Origin of the sequence: Mycolicibacterium celeriflavum (assembly GCF_010731795.1) — a bacterium.
Classification (GTDB): domain Bacteria; phylum Actinomycetota; class Actinomycetes; order Mycobacteriales; family Mycobacteriaceae; genus Mycobacterium; species Mycobacterium celeriflavum.
In genome coordinates, this window is the sequence record NZ_AP022591.1 from 3303489 (window position 1) to 3322665 (window position 19177).

Sequence of the window (19177 nt, forward strand, 5' to 3'; positions counted from 1 at the left end):
CGCGCGGCCGTTTAGTGTTCGCCTGTGGGGACCTTCGGGGTGCAGTCCGGCGGGGAGCGCAGCGATGCGGAGCTACTGGCCGCGCACGTCGCCGGTGACCGGTACGCGTTCGAGGAGCTGTTCTACCGCCACCACCGCCAGCTGTACCGGATCGCCCGGATCACCAGCCGCAATCCCGAAGACGCCGCCGACGCGCTGCAGGACGCGATGCTCAAGGCGCACCGCACGGCGCCGGCCTTCCGCTATGACGCCGCGGTCACCAGCTGGCTGTATCGCATCGTCGTGAATGCGTGTCTGGATCGGTTGCGGCGCAATAAAATCCGGGTCACCGAGGCGCTGTCCGACGAGCTCGGGTACATCGGCGACCCGGCAGCTCGGGTGGACACCGTGATCGTCGTCGAGCGGGCGCTGATGCGCCTACCCGTCGAGCAGCGCGCCGCGGTGGTGGCCGTCGACATGCAGGGCTACTCGGTTGCGGAGACGGCGCGCATGCTCGGCGTACCCGAGGGCACGGTCAAGAGCCGCTGCTCGCGCGCCAGGGCCAAGCTGGCCGAGGCGCTCGAGTATTTCGACGCTGAGGCGACCGCGCGTTCCGATTGAGCGGAACCGGAGGCGTATTCCCTGCGTCTTACCTCTCGTGGTGGAGACTGGCTAGCGATGCAGACGGGAACGGACGACACCTCGGATCCGGCGGTCGGTCGGGTGCGTCACGAATTGGCCCGGTTGGGCCGCAACGCGGCTTCGGCGCCGGACGTGCCACCGGAGATCCCCGCGCGCATCGCTGCCGCGTTGCAGGCCGCCGGCGATCCCGCCCACGCCGTCGAACGGCCCCGGCTGCGGCGCATCCACATCCTCGGCCTGGTGGCCGGCCTCGCCGCCGCGACGGCCGGGATTGTCATCGGAACGTCGATGCTGACCCGCGATCCGGCGCCGCGCTTCTCCCAGGCCGGCCCGACGGCCGAGCGCATCACGGTGTCGCGACCGCCGGCGGTGATTCCGCTGACCGCTCAACAGCTCGTCGCGCTGTTGAGCGCGCCGCCCGATTACGGCCCGCTATCGGACCCGGCGCGGCGCGCGGCCTGCCTCGACGGGCTCGGCTACCCGCCGACCACCTCGATCCTCGGCGCCCGGCCCGTCGACATGGGCGGGCGCCCCGCGGTGGTCCTGCTGATTGCGGCGAACTCCGCCGCCGATGTGGCCGCGCTGGTGGTCGGCGCGGGCTGCGACGCTGATCACGGTGGCCTGCTGGCCGAGACCGTGGTCCAGCGACCGTAGGCTGTCCACCGACGTTGCTCTCCGAAGTCCGGGAACACCACCGCCTACGCTGGTGTTGGTACCGGTGCCGACTTGGTGCGGCAGAAAGGCGCTCATGACCACCACACCCACGGTTCATGATCTGATCATCATCGGATCCGGCCCCGCCGGCTACACCGCCGCCATCTACGCGGCCCGCGCGCAACTCAAGCCGCTGGTGTTCGAAGGCGTTCAATTCGGTGGTGCGTTGATGACGACCACTGAGGTGGAGAACTACCCCGGTTTTCGCAACGGCATCACCGGTCCGGAGTTGATGGACGAGATGCGCGAACAGGCGCTGCGCTTCGGCGCGGACCTGCGGATGGAGGACGTCGACGCGGTCGACCTGGACGGGCCGGTCAAGACGGTCACGGTCGGCGACGAGACGTTTCGGGCACGCGCGGTGATCCTCGCGATGGGCGCCGCGGCGCGTCACCTCGGCGTGCCGGGTGAAGAGGCGCTGCTCGGAATGGGTGTGAGCACGTGCGCGACCTGCGATGGGTTCTTCTTCCGAGAAGAAGACATCATCGTGGTCGGCGGCGGCGACTCCGCCATGGAGGAGGCCATCTTCCTGACGAAGTTCGCCCGCAGCGTCACCCTGGTGCACCGCCGCGACGAGTTCCGTGCCTCGCGCATCATGCTGGACCGCGCCCGCGCGAACGAGAAGATCACGTTCGTCACCAACACCGAGGTCGTCGAGATCGAGGGCAGCCCGAAAGTCAGCGGAGTTCGGTTGCGCAACACCGTCACCGGTGAGGAGTCCAAGCTGGCCGTCACCGGCGTGTTCGTCGCGGTCGGCCACGATCCGCGCTCCGATCTGGTGCGCGGCCAGATCGACCTCGACGAAGAGGGCTACGTCCTGACGCAGCGCGGTTCGACCAGCACATCGGTCGAAGGTGTCTTCGCCGCAGGCGATCTCGTCGACCGCACCTACCGCCAGGCCGTCACCGCCGCGGGGACCGGCTGCTCGGCCTCCATCGACGCCGAACGCTGGCTCGCCGAAATCGGTTCTGGTCCAAGCGATGAAACCACCGAAACCCCCGTTCGATAGGAGCACCACGATGACCGACAGCGTTACGTCGACAGTAGCCGTAACCGACGACTCCTTCTCTGAGGACGTGCTGTCCAGCAGTACCCCAGTGCTGGTTGACTTCTGGGCGACCTGGTGCGGTCCCTGCAAGATGATCGCCCCGGTGCTCGAGGAGATCGCCGCCGAGAAGGCCGGCGCGTTGACGGTCGCCAAGCTCGATGTCGACGCGAATCCGGCCACGGCGCGCGACTTCCAGGTGGTGTCGATCCCGACGCTGATCGTGTTCAAGGACGGTGTGCCGGTCAAGCGGATCGTCGGCGCAAAAGGCAAGGCTGCGCTGCTGCGCGAGCTCAGCGACATCGTCTAGCCCTGGTGCGGCGGGGGTCTGGCCATACAACCCGCCGCGCGGACACCGGCCTGGGGTTTTCTTGAATCCGCGGAGTGTCTGCGACAATCGTGCCTAGCCCGTCAACCTGGTCAGCGCCCTCGCGCAGCTGACAACCGTGACCGAAAGGCCGCATATGTCCAGTCTGCGTCGCGGTGACCGCGGTGCCGCGGTCACCGAGATCAGGGCTGCACTGACGGCGTTGGGCATGCTCGACAACGCCGACGAGGAGATCACCACCGGCAGACACGTCGTGCTGGACCTGTTCGACGGGGAACTCGACCATGCGGTGCGGGCATTCCAGCAGCATCGCGGGCTCTTGGTGGACGGGATCGTCGGTGAGGCGACTTACCGTGCGCTGAAAGAGGCGTCGTACCGCCTGGGCGCACGCACCCTCAGCCACCAGTTCGGCGCCCCGATGTTCGGCGACGACGTCGCGACGCTGCAGGCCCGGTTGCAGGATCTCGGCTTCTACACCGGCCTGGTCGACGGCCACTTCGGTCTCGCCACGCACAACGCGTTGATGTCGTACCAGCGTGAGTACGGCCTGTACCCCGACGGCATCTGTGGTCCTGAAACGTTGCGCTCCTTGTACTTTCTCGGTTCCCGAGTCACCGGTGGATCCCCCCACGCGATCCGCGAGGAGGAGTTGGTCCGCAGCTCCGGTCCCCGGCTGTCGGGCAAGCGCATCATCATCGACCCGGGCCGCGGTGGCGACGACCACGGGCAGATCATGCAGAGCCCCGGCGGGCCGATCAGCGAGTCGGACATCTTGTGGGACTTGGCCAGCCGGCTCGAGGGCCGGATGACCGCAATCGGTATGGAGACGTTCCTGTCGCGGCCGGCCAATCGTGCGCCCTCGGACGCCGAACGGGCCGCGACCGCCAACGCTGTCGGGGCCGACCTGATGATCAGCCTGCGCTGCGCGACCCAACCCAGCCCCGCCGCCAACGGCGTCGCGTCGTTCCACTTCGGCAACTCACACGGCTCGGTCTCCACCATCGGCCGCAACCTGGCCGACTTCATCCAGCGAGAAGTGGTGGCGCGCAGCGGATTACGTGATTGCCGCACCCACGGCAGGACATGGGACCTACTGCGGCTGACCCGCATGCCCACCGTGCAGGTCGACGTCGGCTACATCACCAACCCGCGGGACCGGGCCATCCTGGTGTCGACGCAGACCCGCGACTCGATCGCCGAGGGGATACTCGCCGCGGTCAAGCGGCTCTACCTGCTCGGCAAAAACGACCGTCCCACAGGCACTTTCACCTTCGCCGAACTGCTGGCGCACGAACTCTCGGTCGAACAGGCCGGCCGCGTCAGCCCGTCCTGACCGCGATCACTTCACGTCATCGCGACGGGCTCACGCCCGCCCCGACCGGCAACTGCGCGAACTCGAACAACCGCTCCAACGCCGCCTCGACGTCGGCCTTCCAGCCCAGCCCCTGTTCCAACTCCAGGCGCAACCGGGGGAAGTAGCGGTGAGGGGCGACCACGACGAAGCCCGCGTCCAGCAGCAGGTCGGCATCGAGCACACACTGCTCGACAGAGCAGTCGCCGAGCACCTCGACGACGGGTCGCAGCGACGGCGACACCGCCCCAGGGTCGAGTAGTTCGCTGACCTCGGCCGTGTGGGCGAACGCTTCGAGCGCGCGCGCTCCCCGGCGGACCAGGTCCCCGACCACGGCGGAGATCAGCATGCGCGACAATCCGTCGGCTTCGGCACCGGACTCGATGCCCAGCGAGGTCAGTAGCACCGCGTCGGCGCTCACCGGTGCGGTCGGAAAACGACGAGCACGCGGCACGGCATTCGCTGGCGCGTAGAACGCATAGCCCAGGCACGCCTCGTTCCCGCTCAGCGGCGCAGGTCCGTCGTCGGTCTGCTCGTCGCTGCACTGCACTGCGACCTGCCCGCAGGAGCCCCACTCGAGCATGACCATCGACAGCCAGGCTTCCTTCTCGAACTCGGGGTCGGACAGGTGGTCGTCGACGCCGGGGACGGCGGCACCCGCCGCATCACGCCCCAGGGTCAGCGGATCGACTTCCCAGTACACGCACCTGCGGGCATGCTTCGGCAACTGCTCGAACGCTTCGAGCCGTAGAGGCGTGACGCGTGCCGACACTAGACTCCCCGGGTCCTACACGGTGCGAAAATGCACAGCTGCCACTCCAGGATAGAAGGGTGCGGCGGGGTCGGTCCCCGGTTCTGCACGGCTATCGGGTGCGGATGCGAAACACGTTGTCTCACAATTGGTTTCCTTCAAACGGCGGTGCCGACGACGGCGAATCCGGGGGTTGTGTCACAGTGACGTAATTACCCGGTGTCGTAGGTCAGCGGTCGGACGCGCTCATCAGTTCGACTATGCGCTGAAGATCGTCGACCGACCCGAACTCCACCACGATCTTGCCTTTTCGTTTGCCAAGGCTCACGGTGACCCGGGTGTCGAAGGCCGTCGACAGCCGTTCAGCAACGTCTTGCAGGCCCGGCATGCTGATCGGCTTACGCTTCGGCGACGACGGCGCCGCTGGCCCGGCCCGGTTCGCCAACGTGACCGCTTCCTCGGTCGCGCGCACCGAGAGCCCTTCGGCGACGATGCGCGCAGCCAACTCCTCCTGCTGTTCGGGTCCCGCCTCGAGCGCCAACAGGGCGCGCGCATGGCCGGCCGACAGCACACCGGCGGCCACCCGCCGTTGCACCGCGATCGGCAACCGCAGCAGCCGGATCATGTTCGTGATCAACGGACGCGACCGGCCGATCCGCGATGCGAGTTCGTCGTGGGTCACCCCGAATTCGTCGAGCAGCTGCTGATACGCGGCCGCCTCCTCCAACGGGTTCAACTGGACGCGATGGATGTTCTCCAACAACGCGTCGCGGAGCATGCCGTCGTCGGAGGTCTCCCGCACGATCGCCGGGATGGCCTCGAGGCCGGCTTGCTGGGCGGCGCGCCACCGCCGCTCCCCCATGACGAGTTGATAGCGGATCGGTCCTGGTGCATCGCCGGGCAGCGCACGCACCACGATCGGCTGCATGAGCCCGAACTCGCGGATCGAGTGCACCAGTTCGCCGAGCGCCTCCTCGTCGAAAACCTGACGGGGCTGTCGCGGGTTCGGCTCGATCGACGACGGGTCGATCTCGCGGTACACCGCGCCGACGTCGTTGGCCGCGGTGGCCGCATTGCCGTTCGACGACGGTCCCCCGATCACCACATCGGCGGCCGCGTCGCCCATCCGTGGCCCGAACCCGGACTGATCCCCTTCGGCGGGTCCGGTCGGAATCAGCGAAGCCAGGCCGCGGCCGAGGCCGCTGCGCTTGCGTGTCGGTTGGGTCATGGCGTCTCCTGTTGTCGCGCGCTCATCGATGGTTTCGCTTCCGGCCGCGGTCGGCGATCTCCCGGCTGGCGTCGAGATAACTCATCGCCCCCCGGGAGCCGGGGTCGTAGTCGAGGATCGTCATCCCGTAACCGGGGGCCTCGGACACCTTGACACTGCGCGGGATGACCGTCCGCAGCACCTTGTCGCCGAAGTGCGCCCGGACATCGTTGGCGACCTGGTCGGCGAGCTTGGTGCGTCCGTCGTACATCGTCAGGATCACCGTGGTCACGTCGAGTTGCGGGTTGAGGTGTGCCTTGACCATTTCAATGGTGCGCATCAGCTGCCCCACTCCTTCGAGGGCGTAGTACTCGCACTGGATCGGGATCAGCACTTCGGGCGCCGCAACGAACGCGTTGATCGTCAACAAGCCCAACGACGGCGGGCAGTCGATGAACACGTAGTCGAAGTTGTAGTCGTCGAGGGCAGCCAGCGCGCTGCGCAACCGCCCCTCCCGGGCCACCATGCTGACCAACTCGATCTCGGCGCCGGCCAGGTCGATGGTCGCGGGCACACAGTAGAGGCGCTCGCTGTGCGGGCTGCGCTGCAAGGCATCGCGCAACGGGATCTCCCCGATCAGCACCTCGTACGAGGACGGCGTCCCCGGGCGGTGCTCGATGCCCAGCGCGGTGCTCGCATTCCCCTGCGGGTCGAGGTCGATGACGAGGGTCTGCAGCCCCTGCAGGGCGAGCGCCGCCGCGACGTTGACGGCCGTCGTCGTCTTACCGACACCGCCCTTCTGATTGGCGATCGTGAAGACGCGTTGGCGGTCGGGCCGCGGGAGGTTGCCCTTGGTCGCCGCGTGCAGCAGACGCACCGCCCGTTCAGCCTCCGCCCCGATCGGGGTGTCGACGCCGGCGGTCGCATCCCACCCGTTGTCGGGCGCGGTTTTGTCCGACCATGTTTCACGTGAAACGTCGGGCCGCGTGGTTTCACGTGAAACGTTCGGCGGCGTGGTTTCACGTGAAACATCGGGGCGCGTCTGGGCCGCGGCGTCGCCCGCGGAACCATTCTGCGGCGAACTCAACCTCGTCTCCTGCCCGTTGCTCGGTGCGTTACCGCCTTCTCCCGCCGTGCCACGACGACGGTCGCGGGTGGATCCAAGTAGTTCGCGCCACACCTCATTACCCTTACATCGGCCGCCCCGAGCGACGCCATCACACGCCGGTGGTCGCGGATCTCCTCTTCGGCACGCTCGCCCTTCATGGCGAGCATGTGGCCGTCGATGTGCAGCAGCGGCATGCTCCATCGAGTCAGCTTGTCCAGAGAGGCCACCGCCCTGGACACCACCACGTCCGTCTCCCCCACCTGTTTCCTCACCGCCGACTCCTCGGCCCTCCCGCGCACGACCGTCACCCCGACCCCGAGCTCGTCGACCACCTCGCGCAGGAACTCGCTGCGGCGCAGTAGCGGTTCGATCAGCGTCACGTGCACCTCCGGCCGAGCCAACGCCAACGGTATCCCGGGCAGCCCCGCGCCACTACCGATGTCGGCGACTCGGCAGCCGTCGACGATGAGTTCGGACACCGCCGCGCTGTTGAGGATGTGGCGGTCCCACAGCCGGTCCACTTCGCGAGGACCGATCAGGCCACGCTCGACACCGGCGCCCGCAAGGATCTCGGCGTACAGCTGAGCGCGCGGCAGGCGGTCCCCGAACAAGGTGGCGGCCGCATCCGGGGGCGCCGACACCTCGTCGTGTTTCACGTGAAACATCCTCCGGATCGTCGCGTCGAGCGGACGGCCACTGAACTACACGCGTGTAACTCTCGTCAGTCGGAGAGCACGACGACGCGCCGCGACGGCTCCACGCCCTCGCTCTCGCTGTGCACGCCGTCGACCGCGGCAACCGCGTCGTGCACGATCTTGCGCTCGAACGGCGTCATGGGCGCGAGCTCTTCGCGCTCGCCGGTCTCGAGCACCCGCCGCGCGACCTTCTCACCGAGCGCCGCCAACTCGTCGCGGCGCCGGCGTCGCCACCGGGCGATGTCGAGCATCAGGCGGCTGCGCTCCCCCGTCTTCTGGTGCACGGCCAGTCGCGTCAACTCCTGCAACGCGTCGAGAACCTCGCCCTTGCGGCCGACCAACTTGTTCAGGTCGCTGCCCCCGTCGATGCTGACGACCGCGCGGTCGCCTTCGACGTCGAGGTCGATGTCGCCGTCGAAGTCGAGCAGGTCCAACAACTCCTCGAGGTAGTCGCCGGCGATCTCCCCTTCGGCGACCAACCTCTCTTCGAGGTCATCCTCGGCGACCGGTGGCGCGGCACCGTTCTCCTCTTCCGTCAGGTCGTCGCGTTCCGTCGTATCGGCGTCTGTCATGTCGGTATCTCCTCATCCCCACCGGTGTCGCCCGGTCAACGTTTACGCTTCTTCGGCCGTGCGCCGGGGCGTGGACTCGCGCCCGGACGCGGCGTGCGGTTTCCTGCCCCGGACGCCGTCTTGTCGGTGCCGGCGCCCGTCGGCTTCTTCTCGGTGGACCCGTTCTCGGATACGGTGTCGACGATTTCGGGCTCACCGCTCGCCGCCGGCTCCGGCGTCTGACCCTTGCGCGTCCGCTTCGGCTTGGCACCTGGCGGCGGCGCGTTCTTCGCCTGCCGCTCCTGCGCCTCGAGTTTCTTGGCCTCTTCTTCCTTTTCGATCTTGCCGAACACGTAGTGCTGCTGACCGAACGTCCAGATGTTGTTGGCAAGCCAGTACATGATGATGGCCAACGGCAGGAACGGCCCGCCGACGACAACGCCGAGCGGAAACACATACAGCGCCAGCTTGTTCATCATCGCGGTCTGCGGGTTCGCCGCGGCCTCCGGGCTCTGACGCGCCACCGACGCCCGACTGTTGAAGTACGTCGCGATGCCGGCCAGGATCATGATCGGCACACCCACACCGATGACCGCCGCGCGGTTGAACTCCGTGAAGGCGTCCAGGCCCGAGGTTTGAATCATGGTGGCGCCCAACGGTGCACCGAACAGATGCGCGTCGAGGAAGTGGGCGACGTCGGCGGGGCTGAAGACGTAATTGCCTGTGGCGCGGTTCTGTTCGACGGAGAGCTGGATCTGACCGAACCCGCCCTGCGTCCGGTTGAACGACCGCAGCACGTGAAACAGGCCCAGGAACACCGGCACCTGGGCCAGCATCGGCAGGCAGCCGAGGATCGGGTTGAACCCGTGCTCCTTCTGCAGCTTCTGCATCTCCAGCGCCATCCGCTGACGATCCTTGCCGTACTTCTTCTGCAGCGCCTTGATCTGCGGCTGCAGCTCCTGCATCTGGCGCGTGGTGCGAATCTGCTTGACGAACGGCTTGTACAGGATCGCGCGCAGGGTGAAGACGAGGAACATCACCGACAGCGCCCACGCGAAGAAGTTCGACGGCCCCAGCAGGAAGGCGAACAGCTTGTACCAGACCCACATGATCGCCGACACCGGGTAGTAGATGATGTCGAGGCTGAACCAGTTAAACACGCGTCTCGCTTCCTGCTCGCAATGCTGGTGTGCCGCCGTTGACGTCGCCGACGGTGTCCCGATCCTCTGAGGACTCGGCCGCGGCCGCACACGATGCGTCCGCGTCGCCTTCGCGTTCAGGTGTCGGGCGCTCGGGTATCGGGTCCCATCCTCCCCTATGCCACGGTCCGCATTTCAGCAGCCGTACCGTGGCAAGCCAGCCACCGCGCAGCAGGCCGAACTCGCTCAGCGCGTCCACCGCGTACTGACTGCAGGTGGGCGTGAACCGGCACGTGGGCAGCCGCAGCGGCGAAACCGTGTGCCGATACAGCTGGATCAGGTAGATCACGACGCGGGCTGTCCTCGCCCCGATCGACCTCACTGAAGTTCTCACCCGGCCACCTCGTTCTTGGGCCTCATCCGGCGCAGGGCGGTGCGGAGCTCCTGCTCGAGTCGCGCCGATATCGCGTGCCTGCTGCTGGGCAACGCGCGGATCACCACCCGATCGGCGGGATCGAGTTCGTCGAGCACCGTACGCGCGACATGCCGTAACCGCCTGGCCACCCGATGCCGTTGCACCGCGGTCCCGACCGCCTTCGACACCACCAGCCCGATCCGCGGACCCGGCTCGCCGTCCCCTTCGGATCGCAACGCATGCACGACGAGGTCGGGCTGCACCGCGCGCACCCCTCGACTGACCGTGATTCCGAACTCCGTCGACCGCGTCATCCGGTACCGCGCCGGAAGCACCGCGTCAGACTCCGCTTGAAGTCACGTGGGAATCACGCAGTCAGCTTGCGCCGACCCTTGCCGCGACGGTTCGCCACGATCGCCCGGCCGGCCCGGGTGCGCATCCGCAGCCGGAAGCCATGCACGCGCGCCCGGCGCCGGTTGTTCGGCTGAAAGGTCCGCTTGCCCTTGGCCACGGCTGTCTCTCCTTGTTGCGTCTGGCATCCGCAGCCCGCACCGATCGACGTACGAATCGGTGTGGACGCAGTTGCCGTTGGTAAGCTCGTCCGTCTTGCTAGCCGGCGCGGTCCCCGATCGGAGCCGGGTCGCAGCCGTATCGCCTCGTACGGGCGACTGTTCGAGGGTACTGACGAGTTTTCGCTGGGTCAAACCTCGCCCGATGCCCCAGCCGACAGCCACAATTGCACCACCCGTCACGATGCAGCGTGAGCCCGAAATATCCACCCGCGCAATGTTGCAGAACGGTTGGCACCCGCCGAGAAAACTGTTAGCTTCTGCCAAGGCCGATTCGATAACGAAACGGCGACGAACAACGAAGCGAGGACGCCCGACTAGTCGTGAGCCCACAGGATGCCTCACCACCGTGATGTGCCCCGGCCCGCGGCGTTCCCGCCGGTAGACAACAGAACGACGACGACTGTCCTGTCTCCACAGCCTGTGGATAACTTTGTGGACAGATCGTCCTCGTTCCATTGGTCGTCTCCGGGTCGACCGCAAGGGGGTAGTCGTCGTTGACAGCTGACCCCGACCCACCGTTCGTGGCGGTATGGAACACGGTGGTCGCCGAACTCAACGGTGGCGCCGGCGCCGGAACGGTCGGCGATTCCGCCCCGACCCTCACCCCGCAGCAAAGAGCGTGGTTGAAGCTCGTCAAACCGCTCGTCATCACCGAGGGTTTTGCCCTGCTGTCGGTGCCGACCCCGTTCGTCCAGAACGAGATCGAACGCCATCTGCGCGAGCCGATCATCAGCGCGTTGAGCCGTCAGCTCGGCCAGCGCGTCGAACTCGGTGTGCGCATCGCCGATCCCGGCCCCGACGACACCGCCGACGAACCGCTCAACGGACTGTCCGCCCTCGCCGAACCCGACGAGGTCGACGAGGACTTCGAAGCGCGCATCAGCGCCGAGGAAAGTTGGCCGACGTACTTCACCAGCCGGCCACCGAACACGTTGACCGACGACCCCAGCGCGGTCAACCTCAACCGCCGCTACACGTTCGACACGTTCGTCATCGGCGCGTCGAACCGGTTCGCCCACGCCGCGACGCTTGCGATCGCCGAGGCCCCGGCCCGCGCGTACAACCCCCTGTTCATCTGGGGCGAGTCGGGCCTGGGCAAGACCCACCTGTTGCACGCGGCAGGGAACTACGCGCAGCGATTGTTTCCCGGCATGCGGGTGAAGTACGTCTCGACCGAGGAATTCACCAACGACTTCATCAATTCGCTGCGCGACGACCGGAAGGCGTCCTTCAAGCGCAGCTACCGCGACATCGATGTGTTGCTCGTCGACGACATCCAGTTCATCGAGGGCAAGGAAGGCATCCAGGAGGAGTTCTTCCACACCTTCAACACCCTGCACAACGCCAACAAGCAGATCGTCATCTCGTCGGACCGGCCTCCCAAGCAGCTGGCCACGCTCGAGGACAGGCTGCGCACCCGCTTCGAGTGGGGGCTGATCACCGACGTCCAGCCACCGGAGCTGGAGACGCGGATCGCGATCCTGCGCAAGAAGGCGCAGATGGACCGGCTCGATGTGCCCGACGATGTGCTCGAACTCATCGCCAGCAGCATCGAACGCAACATCCGTGAACTCGAGGGCGCGCTCATCCGCGTCACCGCATTTGCGTCACTGAACAAGACGACGATCGACAAGTCGTTGGCCGAGATCGTGCTGCGTGATCTGATCTCCGATCCCAGCACCATGCAGATCAGCACCGCGGCGATCATGGCGGCCACCGCCGAGTATTTCGAGACGACGGTCGAGGAACTGCGTGGCCCCGGCAAGACGCGCGCTCTCGCGCAGTCCCGACAGATCGCCATGTACCTCTGCCGCGAGCTCACCGATCTGTCCCTTCCGAAGATCGGCCAGGCCTTCGGGCGCGACCACACCACCGTCATGTACGCCGAGAAGAAGATTCGCGGTGAAATGGCCGAACGGCGTGAGGTCTTCGATCACGTGAAGGAACTCACGACACGAATTCGTCAGCGCTCCAAGCGCTGAGTCGCCCGCTTTTGCGCCGCCGGTTGTGTCGTGCCGCGCCCAGATTCGCCGTCTCGTGCGACGACCAGGAAATTTCTTCAAAAATCTTCTGTCCCGCCCACACCATGAGTCACATCGCGTGGTTGTGCACGCCGATGTGGAGAACCTGGGATCAACCAATGAACTACCCGCCGATTCCTGCACAACCGCCGGGCTCTCCACACTCATTCCCACCCTGGCGTGCACTCATCCACAGCTGGCTCACACCGTCGCACGCTTGTCAGCAGGGCGGACATCGATTCATCCCCAACATCCACAGGCCCTAATACTGTTGCTTGTATATCTCCAAAGTTTCCTCTTCGAAGAAGGCGGCTGGGGAAGCACAGAACCGGCCTGCCGCGAACCCAGCGGAAAGCGTCGATGTCACCCCGATCGATTAGCTTTCAAGTTGGGGCGGAAAGCTCTACGGTGATTCATCGACAGCCGTTACGGTCGTCGGGACGCATCGGTCAGACGCGTGGTGAGACACCGGGAAACCGCTGCTTAATGCTTGTCGTGGTATTGATCGAAGGGACCCAATGGACGTGGCGACGACAACAGTTGGTGTCACCGATCTGAAGTTCCGCCTGGTCCGAGAGGACTTCGCCGACGCGGTCGCGTGGGTGGCCCGCAATTTGCCCACCCGGCCAACCGTTCCGGTGCTCGCCGGCGTGTTGCTGACCGGTTCCGAGGACGGGCTGACGATTTCGGGATTCGACTACGAAGTTTCGGCCGAGGTGCAAGTACCGGCCGAGATCGCTTCACCAGGCAGCGTTTTGGTGTCCGGCCGGCTGCTGTCCGACATCACCCGGGCGTTGCCGGCGAAGCCGATCGATGTCAGCGTCGAAGGCACTCGGGTGTCGTTGACCTGTGGGAGTTCCCGGTTCTCGCTTCCGACGATGGCCGTCGAGGACTATCCGACGCTGCCCGCGTTGCCGGAGGAGACCGGTGTCATCTCCGCCGATCTGTTCGCCGAAGCGATCGGCCAGGTTGCCATTGCGGCCGGCCGCGATGACACGCTGCCGATGCTCACCGGTATCAGGCTCGAAATCGCCGGGGAGAAAGTCGTTTTGGCGGCCACCGACCGGTTCCGGTTGGCGGTGCGCGAGCTGACGTGGTCAACGGTGGGCGCCGACATCGAGGCCGCGGTTCTGGTGCCGGCCAAGACGTTGTCGGAGGCCGCCAAGGCCGGCGCCGACGGTGGCGATGTGCACCTTTCGCTGGGGGCGGGTTCGGCGGTCGGCAAGGAGGGATTGCTCGGAATCAGCAGCGGCGGCAAACGCAGCACCACGCGTCTGCTCGATGCCGAGTTTCCGAAGTTCCGGCAGCTGCTGCCGACCGAGCACACCGCGATGGCGACAATCGGGGTCGCTGAACTCACCGAGGCGATCAAGCGTGTCGCATTGGTCGCCGACCGCGGTGCTCAAGTGCGGATGGAATTCTCCGGCGACGCACTTCGGCTCTCGGCCGGCGCGGACGATGTGGGGCGCGCGGAAGAAGACCTCCCTGTCAGCTTCGTCGGAGACCCGTTGACCATCGCGTTCAATCCGACGTATCTGACCGACGGGCTTGGTTCGCTGCATTCCGAGCGGGTGACATTCGGCTTCACCACTCCCAGCCGGCCCGCGGTGTTGCGCCCGGCCGGTGACGACGACGCGAGTGTCGCTGCGGCGGGGCCCTTCCCCGCAGAGCAGACCGATTACGTGTACCTGCTGATGCCGGTGCGGCTTCCAGGCTGACCGGCCGCCGCGGACGCGAGGAGCAAAGGCAGACAACGCCACGGAAGGGGCGCATATGCAACTCGGGCTGGTCGGTCTGGGAAAAATGGGCTTCAACATGCGCGAACGCCTGCGTGAAGGCGGGCACGAAGTCGTCGGCTATGACCCGAGACCGGAAGTGACCGACGTCCCGACGCTCGCGGCGCTGGCCGATGCGCTGGATGCGCCGCGGGTGGTGTGGGTGATGGTGCCGTCTGGGCCGATCACCCGCGACACGATCACGGCCCTGGCCGACGAACTCGGTGAGGGAGATCTCGTCATCGACGGTGGCAACTCCCGCTACACCGAAGACGGACCACACGCGAAACTGTTGAACGCGAAGGGAATTGCGTTCATCGACGCGGGCGTGTCCGGCGGTGTCTGGGGTCTGAAAGAAGGGTACGGCCTGATGGTCGGCGGTAGCGACGCCGACGTCGAACGCGCGATGCCGATCTTCGACGCGTTGCGACCGCCGGGACCTCGTGAAGACGGGTTCGTGCACGCCGGACCGGTCGGTGCGGGGCACTACGCGAAGATGGTGCACAACGGCATCGAATACGGCCTGATGATGGCGTACGCCGAGGGCTACGAGCTGCTTGCGGCCGAGGAGCTCATCACCGACACGCAGGCCGTCATTCAGGCGTGGACCAACGGCACGGTGGTGCGGTCATGGCTGCAGCAGTTGCTCGCCAAGGCGTTGAAGGAAGACCCGAAGTTCACCGACATCAGCGGCTACACCGAGGATTCCGGCGAAGGGCGCTGGACTGTGGAGGAGGCCATCAGCCACCGGGTGCCGATGCCGGTGATTGCGGCGTCGCTGTTCGCGCGCTTCGCTTCGCGCCAGGAGGATTCGCCGGCGATGAAGGCGGTTTCGGCGCTGCGCAACCAGTTCGGTGGGCACGCGGTCAAACGGGTCAGCGAGTCCGGCTAGGTGCCGTGTACGTCCGCCGTCTTGCGCTGACCGACTTCCGGTCGTGGCCGCGCATCGAATTGGACCTCGAGCCGGGTCGCACCGTGTTCGTCGGACCGAACGGCTATGGTAAGACGAATCTCATTGAGGCGCTGTGGTATTCGTCGACGCTTGGTTCGCATCGGGTGGCCGCTGACGCGCCATTGATCCGGACCGGGGCCGAACGCGCGGTGGTGTCGACGATCGTCGTCAGCGAGCAACGCGAACTCGCCGTGGACCTCGAGATCACCGCGGGGCGCGCGAACAAGGCACGGCTCAACCGCTCCCCCGTGCGTTCGGCGCGAGAGATCCTCGGTGTGTTGCGAGCGGTGCTGTTCGCCCCCGAGGATCTCGCGCTGGTGCGCGGCGACCCCGGTGAACGACGCCGCTATCTGGACGAACTCGCGACCACGCGCCGCCCGCAGGTGGCCGCGATCCGCGCCGATTACGACAAGGTGTTGCGTCAGCGGGCGGCGCTGTTGAAGACGGCCTCCGGCGCGCGATTCCGCGGGGACCGCGGCGTCTTCGACACCCTCGACGTCTGGGACGGCCACCTGGCCGAGAAGGGTGCGCGGCTGATCGCGGCGCGGGTGGATCTCGTCAATCAACTGGCGCCGGAGGTCGAAAAGGCCTATCAACTCCTGGCGCCCGGGTCGCGGTCGGCGGCGATCCGCTACCGCAGCGGGGTGGAAGCGGTGGAAGAGTCGGCCGGCACGGGCGACGCGGACTTGTTCGAGGCCGCACTGCTCGATGCGTTGGCTCGCCGCCGGGATGCCGAAATCGAACGCGGGGTCTGCCTGGTGGGTCCGCACCGCGACGACCTCGAATTGCGGCTCGGCGATCAGATCGCGAAAGGCTATGCCAGCCATGGTGAATCGTGGTCGATGGCGTTGTCGCTGAGATTAGCGGCCTATGAGTTGCTGCGGGCCGAAGGCGGCGATCCAGTGCTGCTCCTCGATGACGTGTTCGCGGAGTTGGACAACGCTCGCCGGCAGGCGCTGGCCACCGTGGCGGGATCGGCGGAGCAGGTGTTGGTGACGGCCGCGGTGCCCGAGGACGTTCCCGGCGACTGGGATGCCCGCAGGATCGGGGTCACGATGCGAGACGACGAGGACGCGGGGCGGATTTCGGTGGTGCAGACATGACGTCGGACGAGAACGAGGCGGGCCCACCCGACCACCTGGCGAACCTGCGAGGAATGGATCTGGTGCGGCGCACGCTCGAGGAGGCCCGCGGCGCAGCGCGCAGCCAGGGCAAGGATGTCGGTCGCGGTCGCGGATCTGCCCCGCGCCGGATCGCGGGCAACAGTCGACGGCGCTGGTCGGGACCGGGCCCGGATTCGCGGGATCCGCAACCGTTCGGACCCGCGGCCAGCGACCTCGCCCGCAACCGCGGGTGGTCGGGCCGGGTTGCCGAGGGTGCGGTGTTCGGCCGTTGGCCCGGCGTCGTCGGCGAGGGCATCGCGGCGCACGCGACGCCGACGTCGTTGAATGACGGCGTGCTGACCATCTCGGCGGAGTCGACCGCATGGGCGACTCAATTGCGGATGGTGCAGGCCCAGGTACTGGCCAAGATCGCGGACGCGGTGGGCGACGGCGTCGTCAGATCGCTGAAAATCGTCGGCCCGGTCGGGCCCTCGTGGCGCAAGGGCCGCTACCACATCTCCGGCAGGGGTCCGCGCGACACGTACGGATAGCTGTGCTCCGCGCCTGTTGGCTGAGAGGCGCGAGGACGACGCGATCCTACTTCTCAAGCGTCCTCAGGCACCTTCAATCGAGAAATTCCACAGGCGGCTCAAATAGGTGTGCAGAAACGCCCCCTCAGAATCGGTCCTGTCGCCATCGGACGGTAGACTGGGAAGCGATCCGCAGGCGGGTGTCGACCGCCTAGCCAGCTTTCCCAGGCAAGAGACCAAGGAGACCCGTCCAACGTGGCTGCCCAGAAGAAGAAGGCTCCGAAGGAGTACGGCGCCGACGCCATCACCATTCTCGAGGGCCTCGAGGCTGTCCGCAAGCGTCCGGGCATGTATATCGGCTCCACCGGTGAGCGCGGCCTGCACCACCTGATCTGGGAGGTTGTCGACAACGCCATCGATGAGGCGATGGCCGGCTACGCCAGCCGAGTCGACGTACGCATCCTCGGCGACGGCAGCGTCGAGGTGACTGATGACGGCCGCGGCATCCCGGTCGAGATCCACAAGCAGGCCGGCATCCCGACCGTCGACGTCGTCATGACGCAGTTGCATGCGGGCGGCAAGTTCGGCGGCGAGAACAGCGGATACGCGGTGTCCGGTGGTCTGCACGGCGTCGGGGTTTCCGTCGTCAACGCGCTGTCCAGCCGGCTCGAGGTCACGATTCTGCGCGACGGACACGAGTGGTTCCAGTACTACGACCGCTCTGTTCCCGGTGAATTGAAGCAAGGCGGAGCGACCAAGAAGACGGGCACCACCGTCCGGTTCTGGGCGGACGCGGACATCTTCGAGACCACCGAATACGACTTCGAAACCGTGGCCCGGCGACTACAGGAGATGGCGTTCCTGAACAAGGGCCTCACCATCGAGTTGACCGACGAGCGGGTCACCGCCGAAGAGGTCGTCGATGAGGTGGTCAGTGAGACCGCCGAAGCGCCGAAGAGCGCCGACGAGAAAGCCGCCGAAGCCACCGCCCCGCACAAGGTCAAGCACCGGACGTTCCACTATCCCGGCGGTCTGGTCGACTTCGTCAAGCACATCAACCGGACGAAAACGCCTATCCAGCAGAGCGTCATCGACTTCGAGGGAAAGGGTCCCGGGCACGAGGTCGAGATCGCGATGCAGTGGAACGCCGGTTACTCCGAGTCCGTGCACACGTTCGCCAACACGATCAACACCCACGAGGGCGGCACCCACGAAGAAGGCTTCCGCGCCGCGTTGACGTCGGTGGTCAACAAGTACGCCAAGGACAAGAAGCTGCTGAAGGACAAGGACCCCAACCTCACCGGCGACGACATCCGTGAGGGTCTCGCCGCGGTGATCTCGGTGAAGGTGTCCGAGCCGCAGTTCGAGGGCCAGACCAAGACCAAGCTCGGCAACACCGAGGTGAAGTCGTTCGTGCAGAAGATCTGCAACGAGGAACTCACGCACTGGTTCGACGCCAACCCCGCCGAGGCCAAAACCGTTGTCAACAAGGCGGTGTCGTCGGCCCAGGCGCGAATCGCCGCGCGTAAGGCGCGCGAATTGGTGCGCCGCAAGAGCGCCACCGACATCGGCGGGCTGCCCGGCAAGCTGGCCGACTGCCGGTCCACCGATCCGCGCAAGTCGGAACTGTATGTGGTGGAGGGTGATTCGGCCGGCGGCTCGGCCAAGAGCGGCCGCGACTCGATGTTCCAGGCAATCCTGCCGTTGCGCGGCAAGATCATCAACGTCGAGAAGGCCCGCATCGACCGCGTGCTGAAGAACACCGAGGTCCAGGCGATCATCACCGCATTGGGTACCGGTATCCACGACGAGTTCGACATCTCCAAGCTGCGCTATCACAAGATCGTATTGATGGCCGACGCGGACGTCGACGGGCAGCACATCTCGACGCTGCTGCTGACGCTGTTGTTCCGGTTCATGAAGCCGCTGGTGGAGAACGGGCACATCTTCCTGGCGCAGCCCCCGCTGTACAAGCTGAAGTGGCAGCGCAGCGAGCCGGAGTTCGCCTACTCCGACCGCGAGCGCGACGGCTTGCTCGAGGCGGGCCGCAAGGCGGGCAAGAAGATCAACACCGACGACGGCATCCAGCGGTACAAGGGTCTCGGCGAGATGGACGCCAAGGAGCTGTGGGAGACCACGATGGACCCGTCGGTGCGGGTGCTGCGCCAGGTTACCCTCGACGACGCCGCAGCAGCCGACGAGCTGTTCTCGATCCTGATGGGCGAGGACGTCGAAGCGCGCCGCAGCTTCATCACCCGCAACGCCAAAGACGTCCGCTTCCTTGATGTTTAACTCAACC

General features: G+C 66.5%; 19 protein-coding genes and 1 pseudogene. 11 read left to right on the plus strand and 9 right to left on the minus strand.

Annotation, left to right across the window (positions count from 1 at the left end; all coding sequences use genetic code 11):
• Positions 1-24 precede the first annotated feature (24 nt).
• From sigM to G6N18_RS16010, 5 genes are all read left to right on the plus strand, one after another.
• Positions 25-600 (plus strand): RNA polymerase sigma factor SigM, encoded by a 576-nt coding sequence (gene sigM / locus G6N18_RS15990; RefSeq protein WP_083000091.1) that lies wholly within the window; start codon positions 25-27, stop codon positions 598-600.
• 57 nt (positions 601-657) lie between these two features.
• Entirely contained in the window at positions 658-1275 is a 618-nt protein-coding gene (locus G6N18_RS15995) for an RsmA family anti-sigma factor (protein WP_083000092.1), read from the plus strand.
• 94 nt (positions 1276-1369) lie between these two features.
• On the plus strand, positions 1370-2344 hold the full coding sequence (gene trxB / locus G6N18_RS16000) for a thioredoxin-disulfide reductase (protein ID WP_083000093.1): 975 nt from the start codon (positions 1370-1372) through the stop codon (positions 2342-2344).
• Positions 2345-2354: 10 nt separating this feature from the next.
• On the plus strand, positions 2355-2690 hold the full coding sequence (gene trxA, locus G6N18_RS16005; protein ID WP_083000094.1) for a thioredoxin: 336 nt from the start codon (positions 2355-2357) through the stop codon (positions 2688-2690).
• 154 nt (positions 2691-2844) lie between these two features.
• Positions 2845-4041: an N-acetylmuramoyl-L-alanine amidase gene (locus G6N18_RS16010; protein WP_067225261.1), complete on the plus strand. Its 1197-nt coding sequence runs from the start codon at positions 2845-2847 to the stop codon at positions 4039-4041.
• Between the two features lie 16 nt (positions 4042-4057).
• Here the strand turns inward: G6N18_RS16010 and G6N18_RS16015 are convergent, their stop codons facing one another.
• From G6N18_RS16015 to rpmH, 9 genes are all read right to left on the minus strand, one after another.
• The gene (locus G6N18_RS16015) at positions 4058-4831 is read right to left on the minus strand and encodes an acetyltransferase (protein WP_067225262.1); all 774 of its coding nucleotides are present in this window, start codon (positions 4829-4831) and stop codon (positions 4058-4060) included.
• 208 nt (positions 4832-5039) lie between these two features.
• The gene (locus G6N18_RS16020; protein WP_067225263.1) at positions 5040-6038 is read right to left on the minus strand and encodes a ParB/RepB/Spo0J family partition protein; all 999 of its coding nucleotides are present in this window, start codon (positions 6036-6038) and stop codon (positions 5040-5042) included.
• A 22-nt stretch (positions 6039-6060) separates the two neighbouring features.
• Complete coding sequence (locus G6N18_RS16025; protein ID WP_083000095.1) at positions 6061-7104, minus strand: ParA family protein; 1044 nt, start codon at positions 7102-7104, stop codon at positions 6061-6063.
• Complete coding sequence (gene rsmG / locus G6N18_RS16030) at positions 7101-7781, minus strand: 16S rRNA (guanine(527)-N(7))-methyltransferase RsmG (protein ID WP_109749364.1); 681 nt, start codon at positions 7779-7781, stop codon at positions 7101-7103. The genes G6N18_RS16025 and rsmG overlap by 4 nt, the downstream gene beginning before the upstream one ends.
• A gap of 65 nt (positions 7782-7846) precedes the next feature.
• Entirely contained in the window at positions 7847-8392 is a 546-nt protein-coding gene (locus G6N18_RS16035; protein WP_067225266.1) for a Jag family protein, read from the minus strand.
• 35 nt (positions 8393-8427) lie between these two features.
• Positions 8428-9531: a membrane protein insertase YidC gene (gene yidC / locus G6N18_RS16040; RefSeq protein WP_083000096.1), complete on the minus strand. Its 1104-nt coding sequence runs from the start codon at positions 9529-9531 to the stop codon at positions 8428-8430.
• Positions 9524-9904 (minus strand): membrane protein insertion efficiency factor YidD, encoded by a 381-nt coding sequence (yidD, locus tag G6N18_RS16045; protein ID WP_234806089.1) that lies wholly within the window; start codon positions 9902-9904, stop codon positions 9524-9526. The genes yidC and yidD overlap by 8 nt, the downstream gene beginning before the upstream one ends.
• Positions 9901-10260: a ribonuclease P protein component gene (gene rnpA, locus G6N18_RS16050; protein ID WP_083000098.1), complete on the minus strand. Its 360-nt coding sequence runs from the start codon at positions 10258-10260 to the stop codon at positions 9901-9903. Before rnpA ends, yidD begins: the two co-directional genes overlap by 4 nt.
• A 32-nt stretch (positions 10261-10292) precedes the next feature.
• Entirely contained in the window at positions 10293-10436 is a 144-nt protein-coding gene (gene rpmH, locus G6N18_RS16055) for a 50S ribosomal protein L34 (RefSeq protein ID WP_059165437.1), read from the minus strand.
• A 555-nt stretch (positions 10437-10991) separates the two neighbouring features.
• Between rpmH and dnaA the strand changes: the two genes are divergently transcribed.
• The 6 genes and pseudogenes from dnaA to gyrB all read left to right on the plus strand — a co-directional run bounded on the left by dnaA (position 10992) and on the right by gyrB (position 19170).
• Entirely contained in the window at positions 10992-12479 is a 1488-nt protein-coding gene (dnaA, locus tag G6N18_RS16060; RefSeq protein ID WP_083000099.1) for a chromosomal replication initiator protein DnaA, read from the plus strand.
• Positions 12480-13042: 563 nt separating this feature from the next.
• Positions 13043-14236: a DNA polymerase III subunit beta gene (gene dnaN, locus G6N18_RS16065; RefSeq protein WP_179962313.1), complete on the plus strand. Its 1194-nt coding sequence runs from the start codon at positions 13043-13045 to the stop codon at positions 14234-14236.
• A gap of 40 nt (positions 14237-14276) precedes the next feature.
• Positions 14277-15185, plus strand: a pseudogene (gene gnd, locus G6N18_RS16070) (phosphogluconate dehydrogenase (NAD(+)-dependent, decarboxylating)); the annotation flags it as partial.
• A 5-nt stretch (positions 15186-15190) separates the two neighbouring features.
• A complete protein-coding gene (recF, locus tag G6N18_RS16075) occupies positions 15191-16348 on the plus strand; it encodes a DNA replication/repair protein RecF (RefSeq protein WP_083000101.1) in 1158 nt (385 codons plus the stop codon).
• Positions 16345-16899: a DUF721 family protein gene (locus tag G6N18_RS16080; protein WP_083000102.1), complete on the plus strand. Its 555-nt coding sequence runs from the start codon at positions 16345-16347 to the stop codon at positions 16897-16899. The genes recF and G6N18_RS16080 overlap by 4 nt, the downstream gene beginning before the upstream one ends.
• A gap of 234 nt (positions 16900-17133) precedes the next feature.
• Entirely contained in the window at positions 17134-19170 is a 2037-nt protein-coding gene (gene gyrB / locus G6N18_RS16085; RefSeq protein ID WP_067225275.1) for a DNA topoisomerase (ATP-hydrolyzing) subunit B, read from the plus strand.
• Positions 19171-19177: the final 7 nt, after the last annotated feature.

Coding starts and splice junctions, on each gene's coding strand:
- trxA (WP_083000094.1), top strand. CDS start 2,355: ATGACCGACAGCGTTACGTCGACAGTAGCCGTAACCGACGACTCCTTC.
- G6N18_RS15995 (WP_083000092.1), top strand. CDS start 658: ATGCAGACGGGAACGGACGACACCTCGGATCCGGCGGTCGGTCGGGTG.
- G6N18_RS16035 (WP_067225266.1), bottom strand. CDS start 8,392: ATGACAGACGCCGATACGACGGAACGCGACGACCTGACGGAAGAGGAG.
- G6N18_RS16010 (WP_067225261.1), top strand. CDS start 2,845: ATGTCCAGTCTGCGTCGCGGTGACCGCGGTGCCGCGGTCACCGAGATC.
- G6N18_RS16020 (WP_067225263.1), bottom strand. CDS start 6,038: ATGACCCAACCGACACGCAAGCGCAGCGGCCTCGGCCGCGGCCTGGCT.
- G6N18_RS16080 (WP_083000102.1), top strand. CDS start 16,345: ATGACGTCGGACGAGAACGAGGCGGGCCCACCCGACCACCTGGCGAAC.
- trxB (WP_083000093.1), top strand. CDS start 1,370: ATGACCACCACACCCACGGTTCATGATCTGATCATCATCGGATCCGGC.